Raw genomic sequence first — 14,108 nt, 5'->3', positions numbered from 1 at the left:
CGTTCTTCCTAACCTATCCCCTGTCGTTAAAGACGGGAGAAATCATTGAAAAGTGCAAGTCCCATTAATAACACCAGCAAAATCGAGCCGATGCGATAACTGAAGTCTTGTACTCGCTCAGAAACCGGCCCACCCTTCAGCTTTTCTATCGCCAGGAAGAGCAGATGTCCACCATCTAATACCGGTAACGGGAACAAATTGATAATCCCTAAGTTGACACTGATCAGCGCCAAAAACATCAGGTAATACACCAATCCGTACTCAGCTGAAACCCCAGCACCTTGCGCAATAGATATCGGGCCACTCAAGTTATTCAGCTTAACATCACCAGTAATCAGTTTACCCAACATGTTTACCGTCAACCGCATCAACTGCCAGGTTTTATCCCCAGCTTGGTAGAGTGCAGTAAACGGGCCATATTGGCGAATTGTTTTATATTCATCCGGAAGCGGTATAACTTTCGGCACTACACCCGCAAAACCTTCACTGCGGTTTTCTCCAACCGATTTTGTATCTGGTATCAAGGTTAAAGACAAGGGGGTACCGCCCCTTTCAATATCTAACACCAGCGCTTTACCGGGGTTATCTCGAACTTGTAAAACAAATGTTTGCCAACGATCCAGCAACTGCCCATTAACTTTAACTACCCTATCCCCTGCTTGTAAACCCGCCTTTTCTGCCGCTGACCCTGACTGGACTTCTGCCAAGACGGATTCAATCTGCGGGCCACGTGGGATAATGCCTAATGCAACCACAGGATCTTGTTTATCAGGCTCAAATTGCCACTGACGCAAATCGAGTGTCTTTTGCACCACATTGGCAGAGCCAAATGGAGCAACACCAACTTGCGTTTGCTTGTCACCAATTTTGCTGACTAAAGCCAAACGAACAGAATCCCAATCAGGCGTTTCGATACCGTCGACAGACTTAAGTTCCATTCCCGGAGAAATATTGGCTTGCGCAGCAATGGATTGTGGCGAAATATCACCCACAACCGGACGCACGCTTGGGACGCCAATGATAAACACCAGCCAGTAAGCAATAATAGCAAAAATGAAGTTGGCAATAGGGCCCGCACTGACGATTGCAGCACGTTGTAAGACTGTTTTATTGTTAAAAGATTGATGGCGAAACTCTGGTGCAACCGCCTCTACGCGTTCATCCAACATTTTAACATAGCCGCCCAACGGGATAAGGGCGATAACATACTCGGTTCCCTGACGATCGGTCCGACGCCATAGCGCTTTACCAAAACCAATCGAAAAGCGTTCAACACGAACACCACAGCGCCGTGCCACCCAAAAGTGGCCGAACTCATGCACTGTAATTAAGATTCCCAGTGCGATAATAAACGCGGCAAGGCTCCAGAGTATGCTCATCATATTCCCTAAACTCCCCGTCAGTGACGGATTAAAACACTAACAGCATTAAGCAGGCAAATACCGGCACAGCTGCGGTCAGGCTATCGATACGATCCAGTATCCCACCATGACCAGGAATCAAATGACCACTGTCCTTGATTCCCGCTTCACGTTTAAACATACTTTCGGTCAAATCGCCGAGTACCGAGGCCAATGCAGCGACCACGGAACAGATTAACAGTTTTTCGGGGATGATATCCAATGGAGCATATCGACCAAACAACCATGATATCAGAGCTGATGTCAGTAAACCGCCAATTAATCCTTCCCACGTTTTACCCGGTGAGACTTTAGGCGCTAATTTATGTTTACCGAATAATTTACCGAACATGTAAGCGCCAGAATCGGCGCCCCACACCAAGAGCATCACATACAGCAGCCACCAGGCGCCGATATTGTGATCCTGTTCATAACCATACTGGCGCAGTGCCACCATACCCCAGAAGAACGGGACGATGGTCAGAATGCCGAAAATCACACGTAACAGACGTGAGCCGCGCCAGACTGCCGCAGAACGTGGATAGGTTAGTACCAACAGTAATGCCGCAATCCACCACCCCATAGAGAGCCAGAGAGGGACACTCACCTGTGGAAGATGAGCTGAATGCTGGTACACGGGTAGGCTAAGCAGCATTGATATCAGTAAAAAACCACAAAGTATGGCCAACCAAATACGCTGAGAACGACTGGCAAACCCGGCTAATTGCCCCCACTCCCATGCTGCAAGCATGCAGACGACGAGAGTGACAATAGCAAAACCAACCGGCGGAAGCAGGAATAGTGCACCAATGACAACCGGAATCAAAATCAAAGCAGTTATGAGACGATACTTCAGCAAAAGTTCCCCCTAGGATGCAGTGGCATCGATAGGTGTAGTTCCCCCGAAGCGACGCTCGCGTTGTGCAAATGCATTCAGCGCACCTTCAAAGACATGTTCATCAAAATCAGGCCAGAGTACATCAGTAAAGTAAAGCTCAGCATAGGCGATTTGCCATAACAAAAAATTACTGATGCGATGTTCACCACCGGTTCTGATCACTAAATCTACCTCAGATTGTTCATGTAGGCAGATATATGAGTTTAGCGACTCTTCACAGATATCTTTAGGTTGCAATTCTCCTCGCTGTACCTGCTCAGCTAAGTGGCGCACGCCCTCAATAATATCCCAACGACCACCATAATTGGCAGCAATGTTAAGTTTCAGACCGTCATTATTTGCCGTTAACTCTTCTGAGCGACGGATCCGTTGCTGCAAACGTTCACTAAATCGACTGATATCACCAATGACCGATAAACGAACATTATGTTTATGCAGACTTTTTACTTCGCTGTCCAGCGCACGAACAAAAAGTTCCATCAGTGCGGTGACTTCTTGTGCAGGGCGATTCCAGTTTTCACTGCTAAAAGCATAAAGCGTGAGCGCATCTAACTGATGAGTGGCAGCAAAACTGACAGCCCGACGAACTGATTTCACTCCCGCTTTATGACCGAAGACCCTTAATTTACCCTGTTTTTTAGCCCAACGCCCATTACCATCCATGATGATAGCAACATGGCGTGGAGTCAGGGGTGACAAGTTAGCCCTATCTTCATTTACAGACGACATAATGCGAACTCATTTCCTCAATAAATCAATTGTTCGTCCCGAACATTAGGCAGCAAGCGCACAAAAAAAGCCGTGTACCAAGTCACGGCTTCTTAAGTGACAGCCAAAATAGACGGTTTAAATACCTATTGGGCCACTAATCAACAGTCTATCTGTCCATTGACGATGCAGACTATATCATCTCAGCCTTGCCCTAACAAATTCCCACATCAGCCTACAAGGCTTTTAATTGTTCAATTTTGCTATTGCTTGGACGGCTGTATCACGGGCTTTACGATCAATCGCCAATACCTCATCTACACTGGCTGGCTCTGATAATGTTAACTGCTCGACTACAATACGATTAATGACTGCAATGTCGGTGAAACGAATTCTCGAATCTAAAAATGCCATGACGGAAATTTCATTAGCGGCATTCAGTGCTGTTGTTGCGGCCTGACCTGCATTAGAGGCATCGATAGCCAGCTTCAAGCAGGGATAACGTTGATAATCCGGCTCAGCAAAAGTCAGCTCGCGTATCTTACAGAAATCCAGCGGGGCAACGCCTGAATTTACTCGCATGGGGTACGCCATCGCATGCGCAATAGGTGTCCGCATATCTGGGGTACCCATCTGTGCCAATACGCTGCCATCATGGTAGCGCACCATCGAATGAATGACAGATTGAGGATGTAAAATAACCTCTACCTGTTCTGCGCTAGCATTAAATAACCAGCGTGCCTCAATATACTCTAGCCCTTTGTTCATCATTGTCGCAGAGTCGACCGAAATCTTACGCCCCATAGACCAGTTTGGATGTGCACAAGCCTGGTCTGGAGTGACATCTGCAAATTGCGCTAATGGCGTTTCACGCAGTGGGCCACCAGAGCCTGTTAAAATAATGCGGGAAACACCATTATCACTCAGTGAAGAATAGCCTAATTGAGACTGAATCTTTTCAGGTAAACTCTGAAAAATAGCATTATGTTCGCTATCGATGGGTAGCAATTGTGCACGACTGTGCTTCACTTCATCCATAAAAAGCTTGCCGCAGGTAATCAGCGACTCTTTGTTAGCCAGTAATACTTGTTTACCTGCACGGATAGCTGCCAGCGTGGAAGGCAACCCTGCGACGCCGACAATAGCAGCCATCACCTGATCGACATCGCCTATCGCCGCCAGTTCACACGCTGCTTTCTCGCCGGAATAAACCTCAGTTCGTGAACCCTTTTCAGCCAATAAAAGGCGTAACGCTTTAGCCGAGGTCTCATCGGACATAGCTGCATAGCGGGGGGCAAATTCGAGACATTGTTGCGCCATCTGGTGGACATTGCGACCAGCAACCAATGCGGTGATTTTGAATAATTCGGGATTAGTACGCACAACACCCAGAGTGCTGTTGCCGATGGAGCCTGTAGAACCAAGAATAGTCAGTTGCTTCATGAGAGTACTCTGAATAACTGTGTTTATACCCGCCATACTTCAAGCTGCATGTGAGTTGGCTGTTTTCGTTCACGCCAGTCACTTACCTATGTAAGATCTTGGGGGATTAATGAGCCTCTGTGAGGCTCACACGATAGGCTAGCATGAATGCCGTTCAAATCGGTTAACACCGATTTGTCGCTCAATTACCGCCTTCCTGCAACTCGAATTATTTAGGGTACTATGATAGGCGCGGCATCAATCTAATAAAATATTGAACCTGCTAAAACAAAGCGCCGCCTAAGCGACGCTATGTTGTTGTCGGCAAAGATTAGAAATCCATCAACTCGGTTTCTTTGGCCGCCAATGCTGCATCAACTTTCTTGATGAAAGCATCGGTCAGCTTTTGTATATCATCTTGAGAGCGACGATCTTCATCTTCACTGATCTCTTTGTCTTTCAACAAAGCTTTCACTTTTTCGTTTGCATCGCGACGCACGTTACGGATAGAGACACGGCCTTGCTCTGCTTCTGCGCGAACAACTTTAATCAAGTCCTTACGACGCTCTTCAGTCAATGCTGGCAGTGGAACACGAATAACAGTACCCGCAGAAGAAGGATTCAGACCTAAATCAGAGGTCATGATCGCTTTCTCAACAGCGGCGCTCAGGCTGCGGTCAAAGACGGTCAACGCCAGAGTACGGGAGTCTTCAACAACGATGTTAGCCAACTGGCGCAATGGCGTAGCGGTGCCATAATACTCAACCTGAATGCCATCAAGAATGCTTGGAGAAGCGCGACCAGTACGAATCTTACTAATATGGTTCTGGAAGACTTCTAAGCATTTCTCCATGCGTACTTCGGTATCTTTTCTAATTTCGTTAATCACGTTGTGAACCCTTGAAAACTGGTTACTTGTCAGGCCATAACTTAAGTATAGCCGGTGAATATACAAACCAACAGTTGCTGGCTAGAGGGGCGAGCGTTCAATCCAGATGCCCCTGATAGTACGGGAAGTCACTTATTTAGTCACAGCTGCCGCTTCTTTGGTGATCAGCGTCCCTTCATTCTCACCCATTACCACGCGACGTAAAGCGCCAGGTTTATTCATGTTAAAAACACGAATGGGTAAGTTGTGGTCACGGGCCAAAGTAAACGCTGCCAGGTCCATAACTTTCAACTCACGTTCTAAAACGTCCTGATAGGTTAACTGTTCGTACAGTGTTGCGTCAGGATTTTTCACTGGATCTGCGGAGTAAACCCCATCGACTTTTGTTGCTTTCAACACAACATCAGCTTCAATTTCGATACCACGCAAACAAGCCGCTGAATCTGTTGTGAAGAATGGGTTACCCGTACCCGCAGCAAAAATAACCACACGGTTGTGACGTAGCAGGCTGATTGCTTCGGCCCAGCTGTAATTATCACACACACCATTAAGTGGAATAGCAGACATCAGGCGGGCGTTCACATAGGCACGGTGCAGTGCATCTCGCATTGCCAGGCCGTTCATTACGGTAGCCAGCATTCCCATGTGGTCGCCCACTACACGGTTCATCCCAGCTTGTGCCAGACCGGCACCGCGGAATAAGTTACCACCACCAATCACCACACCGACCTGAATGCCCAATTCGACTAGCTCTTTCACTTCTTGAGCCATGCGATCCAAAACGCTTGCGTCGATACCAAAACCTTCTGCACCTTGCAGGGCTTCGCCACTAAGCTTAAGCAGGATACGCTGATATACGGGTTTTGCATTGGTTGCCATGGTGTTCTGTCCTAAGCAGCAGTAATAATATTGGAGACTTGATCGCCAGGGTTCAAAGCAATTTGGGGCGTTGAAAACTGATCTGACCAAGTTTATACCCTAGATAATTCGAGTTGCTGGGAGACGATAACTGAGCCAGTTCTCAGTCGCTTACATCAGTAAGTGACCAAGGTGAACGACAGCAGTCAACGCACCTGTAGCTTGAAGTATAACGGGTATCGAATGGATAAAATGGAACCGCCTGATGGCGGCCCCATTTTTAGCATTAAGACTGTTTGCTCATTGCTGCAACTTCAGCAGCAAAGTCAGTCTCAACTTTCTCAATGCCTTCGCCCACTTCGAAGCGGATGAAGTTTACAACGTCAGCGTTGTGCTCTTTCAACAGATCGCCAACCGTTTTGCTTGGGTCCATAACGAAGTTCTGACCAGTCAGAGAAACTTCACCGGTGAACTTACGCATACGGCCTTCAACCATCTTCTCAGCAATTTCACGTGGCTTGCCGGATTCGATAGCGATGTCCAACTGGATTTGGTGCTCGCGAGCAACAACTTCAGCAGGTACATCTTCTGGCTTAACGTATTCAGGCTTGCTTGCAGCGATGTGCATAGCAATGTGCTTAACCAGCTCTTCATCAGCGCCAGTTGCCGCAACCATAACACCGATACGTGCGCCGTGCAGATAAGTACCCAGAACATCGCCTTCCAGAGCAGCAACACGACGAATGTTGATGTTCTCACCGATTTTAGCAACCAGGTTAGCGCGTTGTTCTTCAAACTTAGCTTTCAGAACGTCGATATCAGTGATTTTGTCAGCCAGAGCTGCATTGATAACTTCTTCGCCGAATGCTTTGAAGCCAGCATCTTTAGCAACGAAGTCAGTTTCGCAGTTCAGCTCCAGAATCACACCGAATTTACCGTCGGCTGATACTTTAGCCAGGATGATACCTTCAGCAGCGATACGGCCTGCTTTCTTGGCAGCTTTAGCCTGACCAGACTTACGCATATTGTCGATGGCAAGCTCGATGTCGCCGTTAGCTTCAACCAGCGCCTTTTTACATTCCATCATGCCTGCGGCAGTACGCTCACGCAGTTCTTTTACCAAAGCAGCGGTAATAGCAACCATTTCAATTTCCTCGGTTCTCTTGTGAAAACAAGATCTCACATTAGATACGCAAAGGGGGCCTATAAAAGGCCCCCTAACCAACATATTTCAATACCTGGTTAATAAGGGCTCACAACGAGCCTGACTTATTATTCAGCTTCTACGAAGCTTTCTTCCGCTTGAACGGCCAGATCTTGAGAACGACCTTCCTTGACGGCATCAGCAACAGCATTCAGGTACAGTTTAACTGCACGGATTGCGTCATCGTTACCTGGGATGATGAAGTCAACGCCATCGGGATCGGAGTTAGTATCAACGATAGAGAATACCGGGATACCCAGGTTGTTAGCTTCTTTGATAGCGATGTGTTCGTGATCAGCATCAACAACGAACAGTGCGTCTGGTAAGCCGCCCATGTCTTTGATACCGCCCAGGCTGTTTTCCAGCTTGTTCAGTTCACGAGTACGCATCAGCGCTTCTTTTTTGGTCAGCTTATCAAAGGTGCCGTCTTGAGACTGGATTTCCAAATCTTTCAAACGTTTGATGGACTGACGAACAGTTTTCCAGTTAGTCAGCATCCCGCCCAACCAGCGATGGTTCACGAAGAACTGGTCGCAGTTGTTGGCAGCTTCTTTTACCGCTTCGCTTGCTGCACGTTTAGTACCAACGAACAAGATCTTACCTTTACGGGAAGAGATCTTTTTCAATTCAGCCAGAGCTTCATTGAACAATGGTACGGTCTTTTCCAGGTTGATGATGTGAACTTTGTTACGTGCGCCGAAGATGAAAGGCTTCATTTTCGGGTTCCAGTAACGGGTCTGGTGACCGAAGTGAACACCGGCCTGGAGCATGTCGCGCATGGAAACAGTTGCCATGATTAAAACCTCTATAGTATCAGTTGGGGTTATGCCTCCACGTGTCCCATAACGCCGACCCCATAAGCGATTGATGATAATCAAAAACTTTAGGGCACCCCGGCGTATGTGTCGACACGTGTGTGTTATTTACACAATGAGTGCGATTGGTATTACTCGACTAAACAACGCCTTCTAGCCAGAACATGTCCAGGAAGAGAGTGCGGTTCGCCGGCGCGCTTTATACCATAAACAGCCACAACACACCAACTTTTGTTGTATTTAATGTTGTCACTGCAAACGAAAGTTTGGCAGCAAATTGCTGGGCTGGTACCATTAGCAACAGATTTTTTATTAATCGATATTCACCTGCTTATTCATATCTATATTTACTAACGGCGGCTGGTCATTCATAGCCCCTACGGACACTTTTGCATGGCAATCTCAATCAAAACACCTGAAGATATTCAAAAAATGCGCGTTGCTGGCCGCTTGGCTGCTGAAGTGCTGGAAATCATTGAGCCTCACGTAAAACCAGGCGTCACTACCGGTGAGCTTGATCGTATTTGTCACGACCATATCACCAACCACCAGCAAGCCATTTCAGCTTGTCTCGGTTATCACGGCTTTCCAAAATCAGTTTGTATTTCAGTGAATGAAGTCATTTGCCACGGTATTCCAAGTGACGAAAAAGTTCTGAAAGATGGCGATATCGTCAATATCGACGTTACCGTGATTAAAGATGGTTTTCATGGCGACACATCAAAAATGTTTATTGTCGGTAAGCCGACCATTCTTGGTGAACGCTTGTGCCGTGTGACACAAGAGAGCCTCTATCTGGCTATCAAAATGGTTAAGCCGGGTATCCGTCTGCGCACTTTGGGTAAAGAGATCCAGAAGTTTGTAGAAGCAGAAAACTTCTCAGTAGTACGTGAATATTGTGGTCACGGCATTGGTGAGGGTTTCCATGAGGAGCCACAGGTTCTGCACTATGATGCTGATGACGGTGGTGTCGTGCTGCAAACGGGTATGGCTTTTACCATTGAACCAATGGTCAATGCTGGCGATTACCGGATTCGTACCATGAAAGACGGTTGGACAGTAAAAACTAAAGATCGCAGCTTGTCGGCACAGTATGAGCATACTATTGTGGTAACTGATAACGGCTGCGAAATAATGACGTTGCGCAAGGATGACACCATCCCCAACATCATAACGCACGAGTAATAATGATAAGCCGGCAGCAGCCGGCTTTTTTATGGGCTGCGTCTTTTACCAGGTAAACATATGTCTGACAATCACACCGAGCACTCTGTACCACCCGCGGTAACGAAGGTCATTCCTGAGCAGCCCGCATCACCGACTACCTATCTTGATAGCCAGCTTAATTGTCCAGAACTCAAGCATCGGCTAGAGGATTTCCAGTCCTGGTTGGCTGATGCATTTAATGGCGGAATCAGCGCGGAGACATTAATTGCTGCACGCAGTGATTACATTGATCGCCTGTTAAGCCGACTGTGGACATTCTATGGCTTCGATGACGTGCCAGAAACCGCGCTGGTCGCCGTCGGTGGCTACGGCCGTGGCGAGCTGCACCCGCTATCAGATATTGATGTGCTGATTCTGTCCAAACAGCGCCTCAATGACGAGCATGCACAGCGCGTCGGCCAGTTGATCACCTTACTCTGGGATCTGAAACTGGAAGTCGGCCACAGTGTGCGCACTCTGGAAGAGTGTTTGCTGGAAGGCTTGGCTGACCTCACCGTTGCTACCAATATGATTGAATCGCGCCTCATTTGTGGCGACGTTGCTCTATTCCTACAGATGCAAAAACATATTTTCAGCGACAACTTCTGGCCCTCGCCAAAATTTTTTCATGCCAAAGTGGTGGAGCAACAAGAGCGGCATAAACGTTATCACGGCACCAGTTATAATCTGGAGCCGGATATTAAAAGCAGCCCCGGTGGATTGAGGGATATTCATACTCTTCAGTGGGTTGCCCGTCGCCATTTTGGTGCGACATCGTTGAGTGAGATGGTTGATTTTGGTTTTCTCACTAAAGCTGAGCGCAACGAACTGATTGAAAGCCAAAGTTTTTTGTGGCGAATCCGCTTTGCCTTGCATTTGGTACTAACCCGCTACGATAACCGCCTGCTGTTTGACCGCCAACTGAGTGTTGCCCAACTTTTGCAATATCAAGGTGAAGGGAATGAGCCGGTCGAACGCATGATGAAAGATTTTTATCGTATGACTCGTCGGGTCAGTGAGCTGAACAACATGCTGTTGCAGCTATTTGATGAAGCCATATTAGCGCTAGATGCCAATGAGAAACCACGGCCGCTGGATGATGAATTTCAGTTACGTGGCGATTTAATCGATTTGCGTGATGAAAATCTCTTTGTTGAGAAACCTGAAGCCATTATGCGTATGTTTTATCTTATGGTGCGCAATCAGGAAATTAAAGGTATTTACTCCACCACGGTACGCCGTTTACGCCATGCCCGTCGTCACCTGAAGCAGCCATTATGTAATATCCCTGAAGCACGCAAACTGTTTATGGCTATTTTACGCCATCCGGGTGCGGTTTCCCGAGCGCTATTACCTATGCATCGCCACAGCGTGCTGTGGGCTTATATGCCGCAGTGGGGCAGTATTGTCGGGCAGATGCAGTTTGACCTGTTTCATGCTTATACCGTTGATGAACACACAATTCGAGTGTTACTTAAACTCGAAAGTTTCGCGGATGAAACCACCCGCCCACGCCACCCTCTTTGTGTCGAGCTTTATCCGCGCTTACCTCAGCCTGAACTATTGCTGCTCGCGGCGCTGTTCCATGATATTGCCAAAGGGCGTGGGGGTGACCATTCAATATTGGGCGCGCACGATGTACTGGAATTTGCCGAACAGCATGGGCTGAACTCACGCGAGGCCCAGCTCGTTGCCTGGCTAGTCCGTTGCCATTTATTGATGTCAGTCACCGCTCAACGTCGTGATATTCAAGATCCAGCGGTGATACAGCAATTTTCGGCAGAAGTACAAAGTGAAACTCGCTTGCGCTATTTAGTCAGCCTGACAGTAGCTGATATTTGTGCCACCAATGAAAACCTGTGGAATAGCTGGAAACAAAGCCTGTTGCGCGAACTTTATTTCGCCACAGAGAAACAGCTGCGTCGCGGTATGCAAAACAGCCCAGACTTACGCGAACGCGTCCGTCATCATCGGCTTCAGGCGTTGGCACTGCTGCGCATGGATAATATTGATGAAGAAGCGCTGCACCATATCTGGAGCCGCTGTCGAGCGGATTATTTCCTGCGCCATTCACCCAATCAATTGGCCTGGCATGCTCGCCATTTACTGGAACATGACTCAACCAAACCATTGGTACTGGTAAGCCGCCAGGCTACTCGTGGTGGGACCGAAATCTTTATCTGGTGCCCTGATCGCCCGTCATTGTTTGCCGCTGTGGTGGGTGAGTTGGATCGCCGCAACCTGAGTGTCCATGACGCACAGATTTTTACCAACCGAGATGGCATGGCGATGGATACCTTCATTGTATTGGAACCTGATGGCAGCCCATTAGCGCAAGATAGGCACCCTATTATCATCCATGCCATGCAGCAAGCGATGACTCGACAAAACTATCAACACCCACGGGTGAGACGTTTATCGCCCAAATTACGCCATTTCAGTGTCCCGACTGAAACCAATTTCTTACCAACACATAACGAACGCCGGACTTATCTGGAGCTTATTGCTCTAGACCAGCCGGGCTTACTGGCACGCGTCGGTGACATTTTCGCTGATTTAGGGTTATCACTGCATAGTGCGCGTATCACCACAATCGGCGAGCGTGTTGAGGATTTATTTGTGTTAGCTGATAAGGATCGCCGTGCTTTAAGCATTGAAACGCGTCGAGAATTAGCACAACGGTTGACAGATACCCTCAATCCAAACGATAAACTGTGATACAAATAACTTTTTAGTCATTAATTTTCTTACAATCGACCACCCAAGATCATTGACGTTATTGCTCACATTGCAATGGCTTCAAGCAAAGGGTAAAAACATCAGGAAAGAGAACAGGATGCAGCAACTACAGAACGTTATTGAAACCGCTTTCGAACGCCGTGCAGATATCACTCCCGCAAATGTTGATACCGTCACGCGCGAAGCGATTAACCATGTAATTGATTTACTGGATACCGGTGCCCTGCGGGTTGCAGAAAAGATTGACGGTCAGTGGGTTACCCATCAGTGGCTGAAAAAAGCCGTGCTGCTATCTTTCCGCATCAATGACAATCAAGTCATGGAAGGTGCAGAAACGCGTTACTACGATAAAGTCCCAATGAAGTTTGCTGGCTACGATGAAGCCCGTTTTCAACGTGAAGGTTTCCGTGTCGTACCACCGGCAACCGTGCGTAAGGGTGCATTCATTGCGCGCAATACTGTACTAATGCCTTCCTACGTTAATATCGGCGCCTTTGTTGATGAAGGCACCATGGTCGACACATGGGCAACTGTGGGTTCTTGCGCACAAATCGGTAAGAATGTTCACTTGTCTGGCGGTGTTGGCATTGGTGGCGTGTTGGAGCCACTGCAAGCTAACCCGACCATTATCGAAGACAACTGCTTTGTCGGCGCACGTTCAGAGGTGGTCGAAGGGGTTATCGTTGAAGAAGGCTCGGTTATTTCCATGGGCGTATTTATCGGTCAAAGCACCCGTATTTATGATCGTGAAACGGGCGAAATTCATTATGGTCGCGTTCCGGCAGGCTCTGTCGTCGTTTCAGGTAATCTGCCATCAAAAGACGGTAGCTACAGCCTGTACTGTGCGGTTATCGTGAAGAAAGTGGATGCGAAAACCCGTGGAAAAGTCGGTATCAATGAGTTATTACGCACCATCGACTAAGATTGAAGATAGCGGGCTAATCCCCCGCTATTTTTTTGCCTTGTGAGTTAATCACATTTTTTGGCGAAAATTACCGTCATAATCATAAACTGTGGAATATATACCTATAAGGATGGCGCTATGTATGACAATCTGAAAAGCTTAGGAATCACACAACCAGAAGATGTCGATCGCTATAGCCTGCGTCAGGAGGCCAATAACGACATTCTGAAAATTTACTTCCGCAAAGATAAAGGTGAATTTTTTGCTAAGAGTGTGAAGTTCAAATACCCACGCCAACGCAAAACTGTGGTTGCTGATAATGCAGGCCATGGCTATAAAGAAATCAATGAAATCAACCCAAATCTACGCTATGTCATTGATGAACTTGATCAACTGTGCAAACGCGATCAAGTTGAAGTTGATTTGAAACGTAAGATTCTGGATGACTTGCGTCATTTAGAAAGTGTAGTGACCAATAAGATTGCTGAAATTGAAGCTGACCTGGAAAAACTGACCAACGGCCGCTAAGCAGGTTGTATCACTAAAGTCATTGGTGTTGCAGGTGAATAAACATCGCTCTCACCTGCAACTTCATGAGTAAAGGATTAATACCCTAAATAAGTAGACGGCCCCACTGCTCCACCCACGAAGCCGAAACCACCTCTGGCTCAGGATGTTCAATGGCATCAATCTCTAGCCTTTCGCCAATTCTCGTCGCACCCTGCTCTTGTAATAATTCATCAAATGCGCGCCCGGCTCCACAAAAATTATCATAACTGCTGTCACCTAACGCAATGATGCCATAGCGCAATTCAGGTTGGAATCCAACCTGATCACGCACGGCAATGAAGAGCGAAGCAATGCTGTCTGGGAAATCACCCTGCCCGGTTGTCGATGTCACCACCAGAGCATAATGTTGACGATAATACTGCCAGGCCTCTAAAGTGCCCTCATCAAACACTTTGACCTCATGCCCTTGTTCTTTCAGTATACTCTCGGCCTCTTCTGCAACTAAGAGTGAGTTACCGTACACAGTGCCGACAAAAATTCCGACCTGAGCCATAA

Annotated in this window: 13 protein-coding genes; 4 read left to right on the top strand and 9 right to left on the bottom strand. The window is 47.4% G+C overall.

Annotation, left to right across the window (positions count from 1 at the left end; all coding sequences use genetic code 11):
• Positions 1-26 precede the first annotated feature (26 nt).
• The 8 genes from rseP to rpsB form a co-directional block, all read right to left on the bottom strand.
• Positions 27-1,382: a sigma E protease regulator RseP gene (gene rseP / locus ACF3VQ_RS04500; RefSeq protein ID WP_392433572.1), complete on the bottom strand. Its 1,356-nt coding sequence runs from the start codon at positions 1,380-1,382 to the stop codon at positions 27-29.
• 28 nt (positions 1,383-1,410) lie between these two features.
• Entirely contained in the window at positions 1,411-2,259 is an 849-nt protein-coding gene (gene cdsA / locus ACF3VQ_RS04495) for a phosphatidate cytidylyltransferase (RefSeq protein WP_392433571.1), read from the bottom strand.
• Between the two features lie 9 nt (positions 2,260-2,268).
• Entirely contained in the window at positions 2,269-3,027 is a 759-nt protein-coding gene (gene ispU / locus ACF3VQ_RS04490; RefSeq protein WP_392433570.1) for a (2E,6E)-farnesyl-diphosphate-specific ditrans,polycis-undecaprenyl-diphosphate synthase, read from the bottom strand.
• A gap of 225 nt (positions 3,028-3,252) precedes the next feature.
• On the bottom strand, positions 3,253-4,449 hold the full coding sequence (gene ispC, locus ACF3VQ_RS04485; RefSeq protein ID WP_392433569.1) for a 1-deoxy-D-xylulose-5-phosphate reductoisomerase: 1,197 nt from the start codon (positions 4,447-4,449) through the stop codon (positions 3,253-3,255).
• A gap of 310 nt (positions 4,450-4,759) precedes the next feature.
• The gene (gene frr, locus ACF3VQ_RS04480; protein ID WP_005164052.1) at positions 4,760-5,317 is read right to left on the bottom strand and encodes a ribosome recycling factor; all 558 of its coding nucleotides are present in this window, start codon (positions 5,315-5,317) and stop codon (positions 4,760-4,762) included.
• Positions 5,318-5,449: 132 nt separating this feature from the next.
• Positions 5,450-6,196, bottom strand: coding sequence for a UMP kinase (gene pyrH, locus ACF3VQ_RS04475; protein WP_392433568.1), 747 nt, complete (start codon positions 6,194-6,196; stop codon positions 5,450-5,452).
• A gap of 265 nt (positions 6,197-6,461) precedes the next feature.
• Complete coding sequence (gene tsf / locus ACF3VQ_RS04470) at positions 6,462-7,319, bottom strand: translation elongation factor Ts (protein WP_392433567.1); 858 nt, start codon at positions 7,317-7,319, stop codon at positions 6,462-6,464.
• 128 nt (positions 7,320-7,447) lie between these two features.
• Positions 7,448-8,173 (bottom strand): 30S ribosomal protein S2, encoded by a 726-nt coding sequence (gene rpsB / locus ACF3VQ_RS04465; protein WP_005164055.1) that lies wholly within the window; start codon positions 8,171-8,173, stop codon positions 7,448-7,450.
• A gap of 414 nt (positions 8,174-8,587) precedes the next feature.
• Between rpsB and map the strand changes: the two genes are divergently transcribed.
• The 4 genes from map to ACF3VQ_RS04445 all read left to right on the top strand — a co-directional run bounded on the left by map (position 8,588) and on the right by ACF3VQ_RS04445 (position 13,571).
• Entirely contained in the window at positions 8,588-9,379 is a 792-nt protein-coding gene (map, locus tag ACF3VQ_RS04460) for a type I methionyl aminopeptidase (RefSeq protein ID WP_016266399.1), read from the top strand.
• A 60-nt stretch (positions 9,380-9,439) separates the two neighbouring features.
• Positions 9,440-12,118: a bifunctional uridylyltransferase/uridylyl-removing protein GlnD gene (gene glnD / locus ACF3VQ_RS04455; protein ID WP_392433566.1), complete on the top strand. Its 2,679-nt coding sequence runs from the start codon at positions 9,440-9,442 to the stop codon at positions 12,116-12,118.
• Between the two features lie 118 nt (positions 12,119-12,236).
• Positions 12,237-13,061, top strand: a complete 825-nt coding sequence (gene dapD / locus ACF3VQ_RS04450) for a 2,3,4,5-tetrahydropyridine-2,6-dicarboxylate N-succinyltransferase (protein ID WP_004391708.1) — start codon at positions 12,237-12,239, stop codon at positions 13,059-13,061.
• A 120-nt stretch (positions 13,062-13,181) separates the two neighbouring features.
• Positions 13,182-13,571 (top strand): DUF3461 family protein, encoded by a 390-nt coding sequence (locus ACF3VQ_RS04445; RefSeq protein WP_004391709.1) that lies wholly within the window; start codon positions 13,182-13,184, stop codon positions 13,569-13,571.
• Positions 13,572-13,656: 85 nt separating this feature from the next.
• Here the strand turns inward: ACF3VQ_RS04445 and ACF3VQ_RS04440 are convergent, their stop codons facing one another.
• Entirely contained in the window at positions 13,657-14,106 is a 450-nt protein-coding gene (locus ACF3VQ_RS04440) for a flavodoxin (protein ID WP_392433565.1), read from the bottom strand.
• Between the last annotated feature and the right edge of the window lie 2 nt (positions 14,107-14,108).

The sequence above is a fragment of the Yersinia fenwicki genome, assembly GCF_043099325.1.
Lineage (GTDB): Bacteria > Pseudomonadota > Gammaproteobacteria > Enterobacterales > Enterobacteriaceae > Yersinia.
This window is presented reverse-complemented; position numbering and strand designations above follow the sequence as displayed.